Source organism: Vibrio sp. TRT 1302, assembly GCF_050113875.1.
Classification (GTDB): Bacteria; Pseudomonadota; Gammaproteobacteria; order Enterobacterales; family Vibrionaceae; genus Vibrio.
The window spans coordinates 442524-459777 of sequence record NZ_JBNJOF010000001.1; the positions used below are offsets into that span (position 1 = coordinate 442524).

Annotated in this window: 23 protein-coding genes; 12 read left to right on the plus strand and 11 right to left on the minus strand. The window is 43.5% G+C overall.

Going from position 1 to position 17254, the window contains the following annotated elements:
• Window positions 1–3 precede the first annotated feature (3 nt).
• Both ACQEXP_RS02045 and ACQEXP_RS02050 read right to left on the minus strand, forming a co-directional pair.
• On the minus strand, window positions 4–1017 hold the full coding sequence (locus ACQEXP_RS02045; RefSeq protein ID WP_426967836.1) for a phage major capsid protein, P2 family: 1014 nt from the start codon (window positions 1015–1017) through the stop codon (window positions 4–6).
• Window positions 1018–1890, minus strand: a complete 873-nt coding sequence (locus tag ACQEXP_RS02050; RefSeq protein WP_426967838.1) for a GPO family capsid scaffolding protein — start codon at window positions 1888–1890, stop codon at window positions 1018–1020. It abuts the gene before it with no gap.
• Between the two features lie 168 nt (window positions 1891–2058).
• Here ACQEXP_RS02050 and ACQEXP_RS02055 point away from each other — a divergent pair, with 168 nt between their 5' ends.
• A complete protein-coding gene (locus ACQEXP_RS02055) occupies window positions 2059–3843 on the plus strand; it encodes a terminase large subunit domain-containing protein (protein ID WP_426967840.1) in 1785 nt (594 codons plus the stop codon).
• Window positions 3840–4865 carry a phage portal protein gene (locus ACQEXP_RS02060; RefSeq protein WP_426967842.1) on the plus strand — a complete coding sequence of 342 codons (1026 nt, stop codon included), beginning with the start codon at window positions 3840–3842 and terminating at the stop codon, window positions 4863–4865. Before ACQEXP_RS02055 ends, ACQEXP_RS02060 begins: the two co-directional genes overlap by 4 nt.
• A gap of 53 nt (window positions 4866–4918) precedes the next feature.
• Here ACQEXP_RS02060 and ACQEXP_RS02065 read toward each other — a convergent pair whose 3' ends face one another.
• Window positions 4919–5521 (minus strand): hypothetical protein, encoded by a 603-nt coding sequence (locus ACQEXP_RS02065; protein WP_426967844.1) that lies wholly within the window; start codon window positions 5519–5521, stop codon window positions 4919–4921.
• A gap of 84 nt (window positions 5522–5605) precedes the next feature.
• On the opposite strand from ACQEXP_RS02065, the gene ACQEXP_RS02070 reads away from it, so the two are divergent.
• A complete protein-coding gene (locus tag ACQEXP_RS02070; protein ID WP_426967846.1) occupies window positions 5606–5857 on the plus strand; it encodes an ogr/Delta-like zinc finger family protein in 252 nt (83 codons plus the stop codon).
• Window positions 5858–5859: 2 nt separating this feature from the next.
• On the opposite strand, the gene ACQEXP_RS02075 is transcribed toward ACQEXP_RS02070, so the two are convergent.
• On the minus strand, window positions 5860–6084 hold the full coding sequence (locus tag ACQEXP_RS02075; protein WP_426967847.1) for a hypothetical protein: 225 nt from the start codon (window positions 6082–6084) through the stop codon (window positions 5860–5862).
• Window positions 6085–6434: 350 nt separating this feature from the next.
• Here ACQEXP_RS02075 and ACQEXP_RS02080 point away from each other — a divergent pair, with 350 nt between their 5' ends.
• Both ACQEXP_RS02080 and ACQEXP_RS02085 read left to right on the plus strand, forming a co-directional pair.
• Complete coding sequence (locus ACQEXP_RS02080) at window positions 6435–6590, plus strand: hypothetical protein (protein WP_426967848.1); 156 nt, start codon at window positions 6435–6437, stop codon at window positions 6588–6590.
• Window positions 6568–7098 (plus strand): type II toxin-antitoxin system YafO family toxin, encoded by a 531-nt coding sequence (locus ACQEXP_RS02085; protein ID WP_426967850.1) that lies wholly within the window; start codon window positions 6568–6570, stop codon window positions 7096–7098. The genes ACQEXP_RS02080 and ACQEXP_RS02085 overlap by 23 nt, the downstream gene beginning before the upstream one ends.
• Window positions 7099–7140: 42 nt before the next feature.
• Here the strand turns inward: ACQEXP_RS02085 and ACQEXP_RS02090 are convergent, their stop codons facing one another.
• Window positions 7141–9684 carry a replication endonuclease gene (locus ACQEXP_RS02090; RefSeq protein ID WP_426967851.1) on the minus strand — a complete coding sequence of 848 codons (2544 nt, stop codon included), beginning with the start codon at window positions 9682–9684 and terminating at the stop codon, window positions 7141–7143.
• A 41-nt stretch (window positions 9685–9725) separates the two neighbouring features.
• Between ACQEXP_RS02090 and ACQEXP_RS02095 the strand changes: the two genes are divergently transcribed.
• Window positions 9726–10034: a hypothetical protein gene (locus ACQEXP_RS02095; RefSeq protein WP_426967853.1), complete on the plus strand. Its 309-nt coding sequence runs from the start codon at window positions 9726–9728 to the stop codon at window positions 10032–10034.
• A 189-nt stretch (window positions 10035–10223) separates the two neighbouring features.
• Here the strand turns inward: ACQEXP_RS02095 and ACQEXP_RS02100 are convergent, their stop codons facing one another.
• The 6 genes from ACQEXP_RS02100 to ACQEXP_RS02125 all read right to left on the minus strand — a co-directional run bounded on the left by ACQEXP_RS02100 (window position 10224) and on the right by ACQEXP_RS02125 (window position 12450).
• On the minus strand, window positions 10224–10460 hold the full coding sequence (locus ACQEXP_RS02100; protein WP_426967854.1) for a hypothetical protein: 237 nt from the start codon (window positions 10458–10460) through the stop codon (window positions 10224–10226).
• Between the two features lie 9 nt (window positions 10461–10469).
• A complete protein-coding gene (locus tag ACQEXP_RS02105; RefSeq protein ID WP_426967856.1) occupies window positions 10470–10877 on the minus strand; it encodes a hypothetical protein in 408 nt (135 codons plus the stop codon).
• Complete coding sequence (locus tag ACQEXP_RS02110; RefSeq protein WP_426967857.1) at window positions 10874–11167, minus strand: hypothetical protein; 294 nt, start codon at window positions 11165–11167, stop codon at window positions 10874–10876. The genes ACQEXP_RS02105 and ACQEXP_RS02110 overlap by 4 nt, the downstream gene beginning before the upstream one ends.
• 78 nt (window positions 11168–11245) lie before the next feature.
• Window positions 11246–11578: a hypothetical protein gene (locus ACQEXP_RS02115; RefSeq protein ID WP_426967859.1), complete on the minus strand. Its 333-nt coding sequence runs from the start codon at window positions 11576–11578 to the stop codon at window positions 11246–11248.
• Between the two features lie 11 nt (window positions 11579–11589).
• Entirely contained in the window at window positions 11590–12123 is a 534-nt protein-coding gene (locus tag ACQEXP_RS02120; protein WP_426967860.1) for a phage regulatory CII family protein, read from the minus strand.
• A gap of 114 nt (window positions 12124–12237) precedes the next feature.
• Window positions 12238–12450 carry a hypothetical protein gene (locus ACQEXP_RS02125; protein ID WP_239943015.1) on the minus strand — a complete coding sequence of 71 codons (213 nt, stop codon included), beginning with the start codon at window positions 12448–12450 and terminating at the stop codon, window positions 12238–12240.
• Between the two features lie 162 nt (window positions 12451–12612).
• On the opposite strand from ACQEXP_RS02125, the gene ACQEXP_RS02130 reads away from it, so the two are divergent.
• From ACQEXP_RS02130 to ACQEXP_RS02155, 6 genes are all read left to right on the plus strand, one after another.
• Window positions 12613–13272 carry a phage repressor protein CI gene (locus ACQEXP_RS02130; protein ID WP_426967863.1) on the plus strand — a complete coding sequence of 220 codons (660 nt, stop codon included), beginning with the start codon at window positions 12613–12615 and terminating at the stop codon, window positions 13270–13272.
• On the plus strand, window positions 13265–14698 hold the full coding sequence (locus ACQEXP_RS02135; RefSeq protein ID WP_426967865.1) for a hypothetical protein: 1434 nt from the start codon (window positions 13265–13267) through the stop codon (window positions 14696–14698). The genes ACQEXP_RS02130 and ACQEXP_RS02135 overlap by 8 nt, the downstream gene beginning before the upstream one ends.
• A 16-nt stretch (window positions 14699–14714) precedes the next feature.
• The gene (locus ACQEXP_RS02140; protein WP_426967867.1) at window positions 14715–14870 is read left to right on the plus strand and encodes a hypothetical protein; all 156 of its coding nucleotides are present in this window, start codon (window positions 14715–14717) and stop codon (window positions 14868–14870) included.
• A gap of 78 nt (window positions 14871–14948) precedes the next feature.
• The gene (locus ACQEXP_RS02145; protein ID WP_426967868.1) at window positions 14949–16121 is read left to right on the plus strand and encodes a hypothetical protein; all 1173 of its coding nucleotides are present in this window, start codon (window positions 14949–14951) and stop codon (window positions 16119–16121) included.
• Window positions 16122–16131: 10 nt separating this feature from the next.
• A complete protein-coding gene (locus tag ACQEXP_RS02150; protein ID WP_426967870.1) occupies window positions 16132–16587 on the plus strand; it encodes an STAS-like domain-containing protein in 456 nt (151 codons plus the stop codon).
• 89 nt (window positions 16588–16676) lie between these two features.
• Window positions 16677–17249 (plus strand): hypothetical protein, encoded by a 573-nt coding sequence (locus tag ACQEXP_RS02155; protein WP_426967872.1) that lies wholly within the window; start codon window positions 16677–16679, stop codon window positions 17247–17249.
• Window positions 17250–17254: the final 5 nt, after the last annotated feature.

Below are 17254 nucleotides of genomic sequence, written 5' to 3' on the forward strand. Positions count from 1 at the left end.
TCCTTATGGTGCTGGATTAGGGTCTACAATATCGACCTGTTCTATCGCGGCGAATTTCTCAAAACGGCCTACACCATAGCCTTCCATACGTAGATAAGACGTTTCAAAACGCTTACGGTCTTCTTCATTGCGCGACTTACGCCATTGAGTGCCTTTTTGCGTGAGCACTTGCAGGTTTTTCAGCGTCGTAATCCACATCGATTTTGGTGGGAAAAACGGTGGTGTATAGACCTTGCGACCATTGATGGTTTTCGCCAGGCTTTGGGCTGCTTTGTGTTCTGTTGGCTTATCAGCCGATTCGAGCAAACGGTGCTGCTCTGCGGCGACAAGATCACGACCAACTAAGATCACTAGCTCATCATCACCTTGAAACACTTCATGAATCACTGTGTTCTCTAGATCATTTGCTAACGAATCAAGGTTTTTGTATGAACCTGCCGCTTGACCTGTTGGGTCTAGCGTAGCTGTGGCCAATACTTGTGCCGGAGCCTTCTCTTTGACGATGGTGAGCCAGCCTTTATTTACATCTTGACCCAATGGATACGTTGTCGGATTGGTATCACCAGTCGCAATGTGAGTACCATGAAAGCCAATACGCAGCGTATCGAGGCCAAGGTTGCGAGTAATGGCATTATTCATTAGCTTCGCCCACTCATTCTTACTGCCTGAGTTAGCCCACTGGGTCATCATTTCCCATGTAATGAACACACCTGAGTCTGTTTCGGTAAGCTCGTAGGTATGACCGCCTTGACCAAGCTCTGCATAAAAGCGGTCATTGGTTTTGCGACCCGTGATTAATCCGCTGTTACCCACATCAACCACCTGACCTTTGATTTGGTCAACAGGCATTGCTGCGAGCATTCCCAAGAATCCAACGGATTGCAGGATGCCTTGGCGCAATTTAGTTTCCATCGGTGGAGCAATATTAAATTGCTTCGAAACATCAGCGACTTCGTTATCTTTGGCAAGTTGCTGACAGTACATTTCTAGGTATTTGGTTGAAGTTGCATTCAGCATTTAAACAACCTCCATTGATTGACCATCATGACCAGAAGGGTCTGGACGCTGGTCTGGGGTTTCTTCAGACAGAGCTTTGAACTGCTTATCAAGCTCTGCTTGTTGGGTGATGATGCCGTCTAACTTTTCGTTCAGTTGAGAGAACTGCTCGGCGCTAACACCTTTCTCGATCTCTTCTGGTTTAACTTCGGCTTCAGGCTCAGGGTTTAGTTGCTTACTAAACTCGTTTTGCTGTTTTTCAAGGTCGGCCTGTTTGGTTTCAATACCTTCAAGCTTTCCCATCAATTGAGCGAATTGCTCTTTGGTCATTTCTTCATCCTCGTTCTGGGGATCGTTAGGCGTTTCTGGCTCTTCATCGCCAGAAGAGAAAAATTCATTGAATGCCGCAAAGAAGCGGTCTTTTTTGGTAAAGCAGGATGAGAAGTCGATTTCTTCTAATGCGCTGCATTCAAGTTCGGTGGTTTCACCCTGTTTACGCGAGAACTGAAGGAGCGATGTGCCTGTGGATGCAGGAGAGTCAGTCGCAGCTAGGCCCATCAGATAACAACGCCCTTCACCTTTGTAATCAGGGTTTGGTTCAATCGAGGTAAACAGCTTTTGCTTTTTACGGTTGGCTACAAGCATGTATTCGTTTGGCTCAAGCTTGGCGAATAGGCGCATTTTGCCGTCTTTCTCTTCAGCTTTAAGCTCTAAGACTTTTCCCCAGTTTTCACCGTAACCATAAAAGCGACGGTGCTCTGGCCAAATCAGTGCGGTGTATTCATCTGTTGAGTAACTTGCAGCCATTTGCTCAATCCACTCACGAGTGATTTTGCGCCCGTCTACAGTTGGCCCTTCAGTTGCGATGATTTTCCAGTCACTTGCTTTTGGCATTTCTCGTACTCAAATTCGTTAATAACCACTCGATTTGAGCTAACAATACGCCTTTGAATGGGGCGTTTCAGCCACTTAAATTCTGAACAATTCGGATACGCGCCATATCCGAACTCGTCCGAATTTTTGCTTGTGAATGAGCATGTTAAGCAGGCGTATGATGCGCTTATGGCTTATTCAAAACAGATAAAGGAAGACGCGAAGCAGCTATATATTCGCGGCGTTCCTCCTAAACAAATCGCGGCGCAATTAGAGCTAAATAGCGACCGTATCGTTTATACCTGGGCGGAGAAATTCGGCTGGGCGTTGTTACTTGATGAACTCTCTGTCGAACAAATGGTGAATCGCCGTTTGGCAGTGCTGATTGATTTACCAGAAAAATCCGATCAGCAGCTTAAAGAGATGGATAAGTTGATTGAGCATCATGTGAAATTGCTCAAAGCGAATGCCGATGCCAAAGCTAAGATGGAGAGAGCCGCGCAAGCCAGCTCGGAGCGACAACCTACCCATAGCGGTAAATCTAGTAATGGGAATCAAAAAAGTAAGAAGCGCGGGCGCAAAGTTAAAAACGACATCAGCGAACTGACTGAAGATAGCTTTACCGATTGGCACAACTCGCTCTATGCCTTCCAGAAGGTGATGCGTGAAAACCTTCACCAACGTATTCGGAATATTCTTAAATCTCGCCAGATTGGCGCCACTTACTACTTTTCTGGTGAAGCGCTAGAAAACGCGATTTTAACTGGCGACGATCAACTCTTCCTTTCCGCCTCTCGCGCTCAGGCTGAAGTATTTCGTACATACATAATTCGTATTGCCAAAGAGTTTTGGGATATCGACTTAACCGGCAACCCGATTGTGCTATCAAACGGGGCACACCTACGCTTTCTCTCGACCAACGGCAAAACCGCTCAATCCTACTCAGGCCACCTCTATACCGATGAGTATTTTTGGATTGGTCAGTTTGCCGAGGTTAAGAAGGTCTCGTCTGCGATTGCAACCCATAAGAAGTGGCGACGAACTTACTTTTCTACGCCATCGAGTAAAACCCACCCTGCCTACCCGTTTTGGACGGGTGATGAATGGCGCCAAGGCAAAGAAACGCGCAAGAACATCGAGTTCCCTACCTTTGATGAGTACCGCGATGGCGGTCGACTTTGCCCCGATAAACAGTGGCGCTATGTCATTACGATGGAAGATACGGTTGCGCTCGGGTTCGACCTTGTTGATATAAACGAACTACGCGACGAGTACAGCGACAACGAGTTTAAGAACTTGTTTATGTGTATTTTCGTGGATGGTGCAGCCTCTATATTCGAGTTTAACAAAGTCATGCGCTGCATGGTCGATAGCAAGCAGTGGCAAGACTTTGACCCGAAAGCCAATCGCCCATTTGGTGCACGTGAGGTCTGGTTAGGCTATGACCCATCACGAACCCGAGACAATGCCTGTTTGGTTGTGGTATCCCCGCCAGCTCTGCCTGGTGAAAAGTTTCGTGTGCTCGAGAAGCATTATTGGAAAGGGCTCAACTTTCAGTATCAGGCAAAACAAATTGGTGAAGTATTTAAGCGCTACAACGTGACCTATCTCGGCATTGATGTGACGGGTATTGGTGCAGGGGTTTATGACCTACTCAGCAAACAGCACCCGCGTGAAGCGATCGCGATTCACTACTCGAACGAGAACAAGAATCGCCTTGTGATGAAGATGATAGATGTGATTGATGCGAACCGTCTTCAGTTCGATGAAGAGCACAAAGATATGGCGATGGCGTTTATGGCGATTAAGCGCGTAGCGACCAATTCAGGCAACAATATGACTTTTAAGGCCGACCGCAGTGAGCTGGTTGGTCACGCCGATGCGTTTTGGGCTATTTCTCACGCGGTGATTAATGAACCTCTCGATCACTCCTCCCCGATTAAATCTAAATATGTAATGGCCAATGCAGCATGAAAGAACAAATGATCACAGAACAATCTAGCCCTTCAAGCGAGAAGAACATTTCTTGTTTTTCGTTTGATAACGCGCAGCCCGTTGATTCTAACTCTTGGATGACCAACTACTGTGAGTTGTTCTACAACGATATGGATGATTACTGGGAACCGCCTGTTTCACTAAAGGGACTAGCGGATATTGCCAACGCTAATGGTCACCATGGCTCTTTGCTAAAGGCACGTTCTAACTATGTGAGTGGACGATTTATTCAAGGTGGCGGTATGTCGCCTGATGAGCTTAATCGCGCCAGTTGGGACTACTTTGGGTTTGGTCACTTTGGCTTTTTAAAGCTAAGAAACCACTTTAAAAAGGTGATTGGCTTAACTCCCTTGCCCATGATGCACATACGTAAACGTAAGAACGGTGATTTTGTGCAACTGCTTAGGGATGACAAGAAGAAGGTCTATAAGGCTAAAGATGTGATTTTTGCAGGCCAGTATGACCCGCAACAACAAATCTATGGTTTACCGGATTACTTGGGCAGTTTGCAAAGTGCACTGCTCAATAAAGATGCCACCTTGTTCAGACGCGCTTACTACAAGAACGGCGCCCATATGGGCTACATTTTTTACACCAGTGACCCAAACCTGAGTGATGAAGACGATCAACGTTTGCAAGAAGCCCTTCAAGGCGCAAAAGGCCCAGGTAACTTCCGCTCGATGTATATCAATATTCCGAACGGCAAAGAGAAAGGGGTTCAGATCATTCCAGTTGGTGACATCGCCACTAAAGACGATTTTGAGCGGGTGAAGAACATTTCTACCCAAGATATTTTCACCGGGCACCGCTTTCCTGCGGGGATGGGTGGGATGATGCCGCAAATTGGCGCGAACATGCCCGACCCAATCAAAGTGAGCCAGATGTACGATAAGTATGAGGTTGTTCCGGTGTGTAAGGTGTTTGAGCGAGCGGTGAATAGCGACCCAGAAGTGCCTAAGCAATTACACATGAAGTTTGATTTGATGGTTTTAGAGATCTAGATGTTTACAAAGCCCTCAAGAGAGGGCTTCTATAGCTAATAGCTAGCATTTTGCTATTGTGACTGCTGTCTAGCCAGTTCCTTTTGCAACTTTTTCACTATCGAATATTTATTTACGTCTACTCCAAACGAGGCTGAAACAAAGATAAAAAGAACTCCAACAGTAAACGCGCTCAGTTGCTTACCTTCTTCAATGTGGTCAAGATAAGCATGGGAAACCAACAGTGAACCAAGAACCCCCAAAGAAACAGCCGCAAATACTGCATATGCTGTACTCAATAACAAACCAACTGAACATCTAATGCGTAACCTGTCGTCCACAAGAGTAATTTCCGGGTAAACTTTTTTTATGTGGAAAGTGTTTACAGCACCATTAGATTGTTCGATGAACTGACATAGAGCAGTCCTCATTTTTCGATGAGCTAACAAACCAAATACAAGCCTAAAGCTCTCCTGCGCATATGACTCTTCTACTGCTCTTTTTTCGAATGAAGTAAATAATCCGCTCTCAAGTGCTAGTTTGTGGCTATTAATCCTATTCATACGCAATTTACTGAAAAAGTTACTAGAAACTCTATAAACCTGCGCCAGCCCAATACCAATTGCTAAGATTGATGCCCACTCAGCAACACCTATATTCATAACTGTTTCTATCATCTATCGAAACCTACAACGCTGTATAAAAAAACATATTAAACATATACTATATCGAAGTCAGTCACAGCCAGCTAGGTCAATGTTATGAGAGTATTTTGCCCCGAATGTGGCGAGAAAAGTCGCATTCAAAAATCGAATAGGATGAGTACTAAATACGCCGATTTGTATTGCTCGTGTAGCGACCCTGAGTGTGGTCATTCCTTTGTTATGAACTTGTCTTACAGCCACACCCTTAGCCCAAGTGCTAAAACCACTTCTCAACTTGCGTTTAATATGGCGAAAGCCCTAGCACCAGAACAACGCGCCGAGCTACAACAACAACTTTCAATGCTATAGATCTAGCACTTAAAACTCGGAGAATCCGATTCAGAAGCCATCTCGACAATACTCAAGATGGCTTTTGTTTTTTCTGCATCTATCAACCCTTTCTGATCAGCCAATACCAACCCTGCTAAATAGGCTGCCGCTTGTTTTGATAGCGCTGTTGCCTCACTAGAGGCCGCACCATCGACAATAAGCTCTAGCGCAGCCAGTACGTTGTCCCTTTGTTTTTCTTCAGACATATCAATACCCTTACCAACTTCGATGAAATGTTACTGTATATTAATACAGTGGTAAGCAGGTGTTTTTTGCAAGGATTGGATTCGCGAATCGGATCACGTCATCAAAAATAGGCCGCTTTTGCATTACACAAGGCGCAATACTTGAGAACCATTTCCAATGGCTATATTGGTAGTAGTGACATAGCCAATTCTGAATACTGCGGGTTGTTGCGGGTATTTACGAGTCTTTACAGTACATATTGTACTTATAGGATTGACTGATTAACCTATTTGGTTAACAATTGTTAGTGAAAGTACGCACTGCGTACCTATCCACACATAACGCAGCCAATGCTGCAAGGAAATGCCAAATGAAATCTGCAAGTAAGTCGCCAAGACGTATCGTCTTTACGGATGCTGAACGTATGCTGGCTTTCAACACATTAGAGCAATCTCGCGCACGCCGTGAGAGATCACCTCGCAGAAAAAGGGATACAGGTTCAAATGAAGCTCAAGGTTGTCGTTGATAGAGACTTACTACCATTAAATCAGCAGCAAACCATTCTTAGAGACGAATTTGAAACCTACAAGCGATTGAGCTTAGCTCAAAACCCAAAGAACTTCATCACGCCTTCAGTGGGCGACCAAATGAATTACCCATCAGATCACCCATCTTTTGGACGAGACACAGAGTTTGAAAGACCTGAGTCTCTAATAACCGACATTCATAGATATCGATTAACCAAAGTTCACGTTGATACCAAAGCTGTTTGGAAACCGCATACGAAGCAATGGTATTGTACTAGCAACGAAAGCATTGTTTATTCAGGCTTCATTACACCTGATAATACTTACATCTTTGTAATCATCGAATTTCTAACTGCTGAAAATGCCAATAATCCTGAAAACTTCGATGCACACAAAAACTACACTTCAGAAGACGTAGACAGTTTTTTAGATATCGCAGCAGAAAATGAAGATGATATCCTGAATGATTTAGATCAGTGTGATTCTGAACCACCTATTGCAAGTTAAACCAAAAATTTGCAAATCTAACACCCACATAAATTTCCAAATTCACACCAACGGCCAATCGACCCGATCTGGAAAAATCGACAGGTCGGGTTGTTGATACTCTTCTTGTTCTGGTTTGGCTAATACCTGGTCCCAACCTTCAAAATCCATCCAACTTAGGTTGTCTTTAGGCTTACGGCTGACTTCGACTAGCTGCGCTGGTCTTGTGTTGCCGCGTTCGTCTACCTCCGCTGGGCGAATTTGGATAATTCTTTCATCATCAATTCGAATTGAGCTGCCTTTTAGCAGAGCAGCTAGCGCTGCATCATCAATATTGGGTGGTGAATCCACCTCTTTATTGCTTGGTTCGAATAAGCGGGTTAGCTGATCGCAGACCTGTACTTGATGAGGCTCCGTACAGTTATTGACAGAACTCCGAGAGGAGCCAGAGGCTCCAGAAAGAGCAAGAGCCCCCGCTTCAGCATCTTCGTTAACTTTTGACTTTTTGATGATTGTCCAAACTTTGGTGCGTGTTTTGACGGTTTCTTCGGGTGTGGTGAAACCTTCAATCTTGCGAACGTCTTCGCCATGTGGCGAGGCGAAAGGTAGAACCTGATAAGAGTTCACGATCAGCAAATCATCACGCTTAACGAATGGGCCACCCTGCCCCATGATGTAACCTTGCCAGTTACCATGGTCAGCAGCTTTTAAAGTGTCTGTGATGTTTGCGTCTTCGGTCTTCATGCGTGACTGGTAGCTGTCACCAATGACTTTCATTAACTCTTCATTGGTGATCAGCTTGCTAGGTTTGATTGGTCCTACAAGATCACGTTGCAGCATTGAGTAAATAGTGAGTAGGTCGACACGCTCTTGCATGAAGAGGTATTCCATAAAGGCTTTTTTGTTTTGGCTCGCAAAACGGCGTAGCTCGCGGTAAGTGGTAACGGGCGCACCACCAAAGAACTGAAACTGGCGAATGTTCCAACGGCTCTTCCAAGCACTTACATTCTTAGCCATATCTTTAACTGACTCGCCCGTTTCGTCTGACACTTCATCATCCATGGCATATCCATCAATGTTCTTGGAAATGTACTTAGCGATATAGCCCGTCGCGGTGCCTAGCTCTGGGTCAATCTCCCCCACATCACAACGAGGCGAGTGATCAAACTTGCCTTGTTTATCAAATAGCTCGTCTTTGTCTTCTCTAGTTGCGTAATCAACAAAGATCTCTGTAACTAACTCTTTGTGTTCAGGCTTAACCCAAATCAACAAATGCCAGTGTGGTGTGCCATCGTGATGAGGTTCAGCCACACGAACACCAAACCAACGGATGTCTTTTCGTCCTAACTTAGCGCGGATTCTTTGCCAGACATTGTTTAAGTATGTTTGGGCATCACGTGGACTTGCACCATTCCAGTGACCAATAAAGCCGCCTTTCTTGTATGAGTTATGATACTTGGATGGGGTAGTTAGCGTAAGGAATAGCCCTTGCAAACCAAGTTCGTTACCAATGTCTTCACAACCTCGGCAACGTGTCATAAGTTCGTGGCGACGAATGGCAGGGTTAGATACGCTTTTTAGTACCATTGGAGCCAGATCAGCCACTTCTTCGGTTGCTTCATCGAACAATTCACACTGCTTAATGAACTCCCAGTTTTGGGTCTGCTGCTCTTTGTGCTCGCGTACACAATCCCATGAAGCATAAGGAGACGCTTTTGAAGAGACTTGCCCCATTGCAATCGCTAGGTGCTCACGCATGATTTTGCGAATCTTCTTTAAGCGATTACACCACCACTTCTCGCTAATCATCTTTGAAATGTCTTGTAGTGCTGATAGCTCAGATTGATCTTTGTACTTTCTAGGTGGCTTCACTCCAAAAGAGCTAGCTACAAATTCAGCTACTTGCTCATAGGTGAACACAGCCGCCATTTCAGTACCTAGCGCTGTTTTTGCATGATACTTACTCGCTTCTATCAATCTAAAGCGGTCAACAATATTAGAGATATTGAAAGCCATGTCGCGGAGTTCTGATTGCTCAAGCTCTGCCAACAATCGATTTTTGACTGGCTTGCGGTTTGCTTCTGCTTGTTCAAAGTCAAAGTACGCTTGGTTGTTGTTAGCTAAGTCGCTTTGGTCAGTGCTTTCATTATCTTCACTGAGCAAAGCAACCTTTTGGGTTGTCGGTAACTTTTTGTATTTGCGCAATACCATAATGGCGCGATCAGCTGCAGGGCCAAGTCGCTCACGCAGGAAGGTATTCGCCTCTTTACGGCCCTTCTTTTTATAAGCAGAGATATAGCGATTAACAAAGTACTTAGTTAAGTAGTCTGGTAGCTTTTCTATTTTTGATTTCGCCCATTCAAAGTCGTCTGGGTTCGCTTCAAATAGTTTGCGTTCTAGTACGCTGAGGTCTTCTGGCTCTGGCTTTTCTGCGTTGCTTCGATTAGACAACACAATGTCGTCAATCTGATTTGGCCTTTGTGGATATACGTGCAAGCTTCCCCAACGTTGACACGCTAGAGAAGCTGCCCGGTTTTGTTCTTGAGTGAAACCGTACTTATCAAAACTGCACAGTTCAATCTCAGTTGGTTCGATTAATGATTTCAATGTGTTAATCTCAGAATCACTTTTAACTATTGAGTTGCTTTATGAAAACAAAATTGTTTAAACCGGAACTTAAACTAGACTTTGACGATTCAATTGTTTCTTTCGTTGATAGCTATGAGTCAAATGAGCACCTACCAGAACTAAAAGTTGCGTTGATATCTGATAAAGCCCAAAGCCAGTACCGCTCTATCACAGTCTTCGGTCAGGAAGCCTTGGAAAACCTGAACGAAGAATTAGAAGATTGGGGACTGGTTAACCTTCAGGAAGGCTTGCCGATAACTTCTCCATACGCTGCAATCTACGGTTTCGAGCCTGAGCCGCTTGATGACGATGAAGACGATATATTCTGATAGCATCATTTAAAGAGCCATCGGATAACACGGTGGCTTTTAAACATGCAAAATAACCCCAATTATTTAGTTTCCAGCTATTGCCCACTTCTGTCATAAACTCTTTTACCAAATTCAGGTTTCCAAATTCGCGGCTGCATTCCTGCTCAAAGCTTTCAATCAAATCATCCAAGGTAATTAATGGTTCACTCATGCCGCCTCCAACTCTTGAGTTGTCACCAACATGTACCCGCCTTTGCCGCGGCCCTTGCTTATAATGCCCTTCTCTACTGGATGCATCACCGAACAGTCTAAAGTACGGCAGGCTTGGTTGACGGCATCGGTCATTGATTCAAAGTCACCAATCAGGACGTTGGCGACTTCTTGTGTGTCTTCATGGCGGATAACTCCGCCATCTGGGCAAAGGGCTATTGCTGCGTATTGCATAAAGAGTCCTTACTTATCAATGACTGACAAGCAGTACTGTTCGAATTGAAACAATGCTTCATCGTCCCAACGACCAAGATCACGCAAGGCCAGCATTTCAATAAACAGGCTGCGATTTTTCATATCTAGCTGTGACCAATGGTGGAGCTGAGGCTTGGCGTTCTCGTTTTGATGAGAGCGGTACCAGCTCACATAGGTATGAGCAAAGAACACGCTTGCACGATCACCTTGCATTGCCCGTTTGATGTCAGCGAGAACGTCTTTTAGCGGACGATGGGTTTGAACAGGAGTCAGCTTTTGAGCAATAGCATCAAGCTGGATCACGATTTCTTCTTGCTGCGCTATGCTGCCTTTTTCAAAGCGGGCTGCAATCTGTTCAACAGACTGGTTGAATAGTTCTTGGTAAACATTGCTCATACTATTTCCTCCGCTTCTTGCTCGTCGCGAAGCTGCGCAACGCTTTCGATAATTTGGTCTTCCACGGCCAACAAATCTTCGAGTGCTTTATCGTTATCCAGAAGCACTAGGTTGTATGCCTTGTGTGTGGTGTGGTCAGAGAAAACAACAATGTTCATTAGTTTCATTTTGGATGAGTACTCAATTCGAATACTGATAACGTCAGCACTATCCATGGCTAATGCATACAAGCTGTTGATGGTCGAAAGAATCGCGCGTTTGATCGCGACTTTTGCTACGGTGCTCTTCATCTTTTTGGGCTCCTACGCTAAGACGAAAAAAAAGCCCCCATTCGCTAGGAATACCGCGGGGGCAAAGGTTGGCTAGGTTTAATGGGTACTGCTGAACTGGTAATGCTTGAGTCGACGAACATCACCCAGAGCATTGTCTAAATCGACGACCATCTGCTTAACATAGCTAAGGCCCATACGAATTTTCTGAAGCTCTATGTCATCGAACGAATTGAACGATCGTTGATAATCTTTAGCTGGTAGGCCCCCTGCGATAAGCACCAAGCCTCGGGTTTTATCTGGAAGTTCGTTGAAGGTTTTCTCTAACTTGCAGCGGATTGCTTGCCCGTTAAATAGTGCTTTGGCATTTGCAATGCTCTCTTGCGCACTGGGTATTTGATTGATAACAGTTTGTTCTGCCAACTGACTCATACTGTGACTCCTTAGGCGATGCCAGGTACGCCACTGGCCATAAAGTCGACGCCCATGCTTAGCAGTGGCGTCATACCTGTGGTGCGGTTTTCTAAGTCGGAAATCATCAAAACCAAGTTGCCTAACGCCGCGTGGGCTTTGGCAAGGGTTTTGTTTTTTCGGGTTCGGGGTAAGCGGTCTGCATTACACATTTGCATTGCATCGCCAGACAGCTCACCAGAAAGCGAATTGTTTAATAGAGTTCGTTCAATAAAGCTCTTTTGCTCGTTGTCTTTTGGCAAAGCGATGGTCACTGTGCCTAAGTCACCGAACAGAGTGTTATGAATGGAGTAATCACCTGAGTGATAGCAAAGCCACGCAAGTTCGTTCGCATACAGCTTGTGCGGCTGCGCCGGATTCAGTTTATTGCGCAGCATGGTTTCGCTCATTTCCATATCGCGAGCGACTTTTGCCATGTTGTGTCTGGTTGCAAATGCACAACAGGCATCATCAAACGCGTTTTGTTTGGCTTCACGTAAACTGCACATAGCGATATTTCCGTCCATGTTTAACAATCCTTATTGAACAAACAGCGGAAAAAAGACGCACGCCCAGCCGAATACGTTCAGCCATAACGGGCAATAGTCTTTAGTAGGAATTAGAGAGGAAAGGCTCATGACTCACCCCAACAACTCAACGGCTTCTCGAGTCGCTAGCTCAGTCATTGCCACCAAGTTGATCAGTGGCTTCTCTTTGCCCAGATCCTTTTTCTTTATGATTATCCGGCCCTTACGGACATAGTCTTGAATGGTGCGCAATGGGATGCCTGTTGCACGCGAGTATTCTTCAAAGGTCACAAATGGTACGGGTACTACTGGGCTATATGACAACATAGTGATATCCTGCGTGGTTGAATCAATGAACATTTCGTTGCGGTCGGCATCATTCGCACTGACCCGACCGCAAAAAGATTATTGATCGCAAATGAACGCAAAGCAAGTTCAAAATAACTCAATCTCGCTTTTTTTGTGATCCGATAGGGCTTTTACGTCTATATGAAACCAAAAAATCAAATTCCAGCATTGCCTTATCTAACTGGCACACCTTTTGTCGACAAGTTAAAAGAACTATTAGACTGTCGTTCACACCAGGAACTATCAGATGTTCTCGACATACCCAAGTCAACATTCAGCACATGGAGTAAATTCGACAGAACTTCACACGAACTCATGGTTCGACTTCATTTGACCCTTGGCGTGCCTATTGAAGAAATTGCTTTGACGCTAGAAGAACAGCAAGCTGTTAAAGACAAACATGGCACTACTCGCCCCTATTTCAGTACCCATACACCAGCACATCTAACTCACCCTCAAAGAGGCACGGTTATTCTAGAGAGTTTCACTTTGTCTGAAGGGAAATTGCTTAACACTGGTGAAGTGCCATACGCCATTCGCAGAATAAACAGTTTTAAACTCAATCCAGCTCAATTGATTGAAGTTGAAACGAACGAGGCGATTTACCTTGTTGACCAAGGATCAATAAACCCTGTTTCTGGAAAATATTTGATTGATATAGATGGAATGTATTCACTCAACCGAATTCAACGCTTACCAGGTAAAAAGCTTGCGGTAGTGTTTGATGATACAACTGTAGAAGTCGCAGAAGACGATATTAAAGTTGTAGGGCGTGTAGCGGTGGAGTTGAAGCATGGCTGAAGATACTACTAACAAGTACCGTCGAGCTGCATTAACTGTCTTAGAAAAAGTTCAAGAAAAGCTCCCTGAGTTTCTTCTTTTCGCTAATGACACAGCTGTGCTAACTGCATATAGGATGGCTGACGAAAACATACAGGCTGTGCCTACCTTTTCGTTCCCAAACACGCTCTATGAATTCAACCATGAGCTTGAGTCTAGGCCATCAATAGATTTGCTGAAGATGGTCGACAGAAGTATTAGGACTCTATACAACCACGAAAAACTCGCTATAAAAACACGTAAATTCTGCAGTAGCAATCAACAGAACGACACAGCTATAAGTGACACAGAACGGCTACTATTGAAAGAGGCTGTTGATAAAGTTGATGCTCTAATGTCACTAATTTCACATTGTATAGATTTACTTGATGAGTGCCATTCTTACTTAAATCTGAGTATTTTACATGAGTTAACCCAGCAAGAAGACGTTCTTACTAAGCAACTGCAAACTGAAGCAAAACAAGCTCTAAGTGACGCAAAAGTTTTACTTTCAGAACATGAAAAAGAAATTTTCAATCGAATTGATATTAAGGCTCGCAGTCTGGATCAAAGGATAGAAGAACTTAGCAAGACAAGCTCTGTTGAACTTGAGAGGTTGAATGATGTATCTAGAGAGTTAATTGAGAACTTTGACAAGCACTTCTCGGCCCAAAAGAATATACACTTTGACGAAATATCTAAACAAACCAGAACCAGCATTTCAGATATTCAGAGTTCCTCTCGGGATGCAGCTAATACATTTCACAAACAAGTTGATGCTCAGGTCACGAGTATAAACTCGAGAATCGAAAGTGAAATCGCGCACTTTGAGAGCAAGAAAAACGAAATTGAACAAATTCTCGGAGATATCAGCAACGCACACCAATCGAATGCTAACCGAAATCAAGCAGATGAAGAAAAGGAAGCCGCAGATAAGTTGCGTAGATATGGTGTTTGGGGACTAATGGCGGTCATAGCGTTCTCACTGTATCTGTTTAACAGCTATCTAGGCTTTTTCGGTGAAGTCACCACAACGGATCAGCAGTTATCAACGCAATGGTTTTTAGTTCGCTTTTTGACCATTACGTTATTAACAGCCCCATTCGTTTATCTGCTTAAAGAGTCAGCAAGCCACCGAACTAAAGAAAACCTATACAGACAACGTGGAACCCAACTATCAAGCATAGGCGCTTATCTAGCAGAGCTATCCGTCCAAGAACGTTCGGAGCTTAAAAGAGAGCTTGCGAGAAACTTCTTCACTTTTCATGATGGAAAATCAGATGTTAGCAACGTTCCTGATTTTTTAAAAAATATGCAAGATGCGATCTCGCTGGCTAAAAACATTAATGGTGCTTCAGAAAGCGTTAGTAACAAAGCAGATAGAGAGGAACAAACATCTAGACAGTAGAGCAAAGGAACTTGCAATGTTTGAACAATTAGCAGAAACCTCAGGCTTAAAAGCTACATTAGCACAGCACCTAGAAGACTCTGTGAACTGGGTAGAATTTATTAGAACCAGTAATCTAACTAAAGAAGAACAAAGATTTTGGCGAGATCACTTTAACTTACCACACGTTTGATGGTGAGTTAGAGGCTTGAAGTGATATTTAGGTCAAACCAATAAACATCATAACAACCACAATATATAGGCTTAATTGGTGAAAATAGTAACTAGTAGACAGCGACTTCGCGATATTGATAGGAGTTTTAAACATCGAACTCAACCTAAAAAGTCCAGAAAGCCCTACAATGGGAGCCCTGCTCATAAAATTACCAAAACTGAGTACAAACCTGTCAATGCATTCATAGACAAAGCCACAAATAGTGGTGGTTTAAGACTCCAACACCAAAACAATAGGAAAAACGGTGTTATTATTTATCTTCCCGAGGTCATGGACTTTGAGCAGAACTACTACTCAACGGTTTTACATATCAATGCAATAGGCAAGCTTGTATCGTTGATAAACAAAAACGGTGGTAAAGTACTACCTAGAGGTGCATATAATTTAGCTAGTGTTAACTTCGACTCTCTTAGGAGTATTTCAACAGAAGCGGCTCTAGCTTTAACAGCAGAGATATCAAACTGGGAAGATAGCATCAGAAACAAACTACGCCCTTCAATTAAAAAATGGAATGATGCTGTTTACAGTCAGTTTCATGACCTTGGTTTTTTTGATCTCTTTGAAAACAAACCTGACAAAAAGCCAGCGGTGAACCAACACGCTTCTGACAAAAGACTAGTTAAATATCAAAAAGAAAGCTGTACCCCTAAAGGAGTTACGAAAACATTAAAGAGTAGTCTTCATGAACTAATTGGAAGCGATATCGACACGTGGACTTTTCTTCACAGTGGGTTAGAAGAGGCTATGACAAACGTTGGTCATCATGCTTACCCAGAAAACTGTGAGCATAGACCTAGAGAAAAATGCTGGTACTTAACTGGGTCTTACGACCTGAAATCTAAAGAACTCAAAGTAGCGTTTTTCGACCAAGGTGTTGGGATCCCAAACACTCTTGAAACATCTAAACTAAAAGAAAAAGTGCAGTATTATGTCTCAAAAATCGTAACTAAAGACAAGAGACAACTAGAGAGAGCTCTATTAGAGGCTTCAATAGAAGTCGGTAGGACAAGTACTGGGGAGCCTGACCGAGGAAATGGGTTACCTGATTTACTGGAGTTCATCCGGCAAACAGGGAATGGTGAGTTAAGCATTTATAGTAGTCATGGCTTTTACCGACTTACTATAGAAAACCAAAAAGAGAAAAAAACCACCTCAGCTCTTTCTTTACAAATGCAGGGAACTCTCATTGTATGGCGCATTACTTTATAAAGGGTAATAAATGAAAATGTATAATATTGGCAAACAATTTAATGATGAGCCTGCGAGTCGTTACTTCACGGACACTCATGAACGTAGCGCCGAAGTGTTTCGAGAAAGAGTCTTAAAGCCTTTACTCGTAACACATTATACTAATACTCCAATCGTCTTTATCCTAGATGATGATGTGGAGGGCTACGGTTCATCTTTTTTGACTGAAAGCTTCGCCGGACTAGTGAAATATGGATACATCCGTGCCGTTGATTTACAAACCAGGTTTTTCCTCGCGTATTCCAATCCGATATTTGGATTCTACGCAAAACGCGTTCGTTCGTTCATAGACAAATCTATATACGAATACGAAATTTATGAACAATCACCTAAATCATCGCCTAAAGAAGTTAGCGAGTGTCATTTACCATCGAATGTCTTACATTTGGAGTCGTTTAAACCAGATCGTAAATATAAGTTGGTTTAATGACACCGTTAGAACCTAGAATATCAATAGTTGAAGTAGAGCTCCCCCATTGTCTACCTCCTACAATAGAGGTGGACAGTTGCTCAGCAATGGAGATTAGCAACTACAGTCAATCTCAATGGATTGAAGTTCTTACGTCCCAACTGAGTAACATCAGTGACAACATTGGTTCACTTCCAGACGGCTCATATATCCTTGCACTTGTAGGGGCACTTTCCTCTGTTATTGCTGCATTTATCTTCAACTTAGTCTATTGGAAAATCGTAAACAGAGAAAAACGACTAGTTTCAGCTATTGTCGAGATAGAAACGATGATTGTCTCACTCGAACGCATTATTACAGAGTATTGGCTACACCCTTACAATAAACGGCATAAAGTTAAAAACAACCTCCAAGAAATCAGGATAAACCACGATATTGCAATGCTGGAACATTACAAAAACCGCTTAGTGAAACAGGTTCCGTTTCGAATTTCTCTATCCCCAGCATCTTCAAAAGTAGAGATTGAAAATGAAATTACGCAGTTTATCAATGACCTCTACGAAACTGCAACTAGCGATGACTTTGAATCTCTTCAAAGACAACAAGATCTAAGAAAAGTGGCAAAAGTCATTCAGTTGTGTTCAAAAATGAAAATAACTCTATCTGGATTGAAGCGATAGATTTT

Bases quoted from the DNA above. Each gene is read 5' to 3' on its own strand.
- ACQEXP_RS02130 (WP_426967863.1), top strand. From the start codon at position 12,613: ATGAAACCAAAAAATCAAATTCCAGCATTGCCTTATCTAACTGGCACA.
- ACQEXP_RS02070 (WP_426967846.1), top strand. From the start codon at position 5,606: ATGAGAGTATTTTGCCCCGAATGTGGCGAGAAAAGTCGCATTCAAAAA.
- ACQEXP_RS02075 (WP_426967847.1), bottom strand. From the start codon at position 6,084: ATGTCTGAAGAAAAACAAAGGGACAACGTACTGGCTGCGCTAGAGCTT.
- ACQEXP_RS02060 (WP_426967842.1), top strand. From the start codon at position 3,840: ATGAAAGAACAAATGATCACAGAACAATCTAGCCCTTCAAGCGAGAAG.
- ACQEXP_RS02095 (WP_426967853.1), top strand. From the start codon at position 9,726: ATGAAAACAAAATTGTTTAAACCGGAACTTAAACTAGACTTTGACGAT.
- ACQEXP_RS02085 (WP_426967850.1), top strand. From the start codon at position 6,568: ATGAAGCTCAAGGTTGTCGTTGATAGAGACTTACTACCATTAAATCAG.
- ACQEXP_RS02135 (WP_426967865.1), top strand. From the start codon at position 13,265: ATGGCTGAAGATACTACTAACAAGTACCGTCGAGCTGCATTAACTGTC.
- ACQEXP_RS02110 (WP_426967857.1), bottom strand. From the start codon at position 11,167: ATGAAGAGCACCGTAGCAAAAGTCGCGATCAAACGCGCGATTCTTTCG.
- ACQEXP_RS02100 (WP_426967854.1), bottom strand. From the start codon at position 10,460: ATGCAATACGCAGCAATAGCCCTTTGCCCAGATGGCGGAGTTATCCGC.
- ACQEXP_RS02150 (WP_426967870.1), top strand. From the start codon at position 16,132: ATGAAAATGTATAATATTGGCAAACAATTTAATGATGAGCCTGCGAGT.
- ACQEXP_RS02105 (WP_426967856.1), bottom strand. From the start codon at position 10,877: ATGAGCAATGTTTACCAAGAACTATTCAACCAGTCTGTTGAACAGATT.
- ACQEXP_RS02055 (WP_426967840.1), top strand. From the start codon at position 2,059: ATGGCTTATTCAAAACAGATAAAGGAAGACGCGAAGCAGCTATATATT.
- ACQEXP_RS02125 (WP_239943015.1), bottom strand. From the start codon at position 12,450: ATGTTGTCATATAGCCCAGTAGTACCCGTACCATTTGTGACCTTTGAA.
- ACQEXP_RS02065 (WP_426967844.1), bottom strand. From the start codon at position 5,521: ATGATAGAAACAGTTATGAATATAGGTGTTGCTGAGTGGGCATCAATC.
- ACQEXP_RS02120 (WP_426967860.1), bottom strand. From the start codon at position 12,123: ATGGACGGAAATATCGCTATGTGCAGTTTACGTGAAGCCAAACAAAAC.
- ACQEXP_RS02080 (WP_426967848.1), top strand. From the start codon at position 6,435: ATGAAATCTGCAAGTAAGTCGCCAAGACGTATCGTCTTTACGGATGCT.
- ACQEXP_RS02115 (WP_426967859.1), bottom strand. From the start codon at position 11,578: ATGAGTCAGTTGGCAGAACAAACTGTTATCAATCAAATACCCAGTGCG.
- ACQEXP_RS02045 (WP_426967836.1), bottom strand. From the start codon at position 1,017: ATGCTGAATGCAACTTCAACCAAATACCTAGAAATGTACTGTCAGCAA.
- ACQEXP_RS02140 (WP_426967867.1), top strand. From the start codon at position 14,715: ATGTTTGAACAATTAGCAGAAACCTCAGGCTTAAAAGCTACATTAGCA.
- ACQEXP_RS02155 (WP_426967872.1), top strand. From the start codon at position 16,677: ATGGAGATTAGCAACTACAGTCAATCTCAATGGATTGAAGTTCTTACG.
- ACQEXP_RS02050 (WP_426967838.1), bottom strand. From the start codon at position 1,890: ATGCCAAAAGCAAGTGACTGGAAAATCATCGCAACTGAAGGGCCAACT.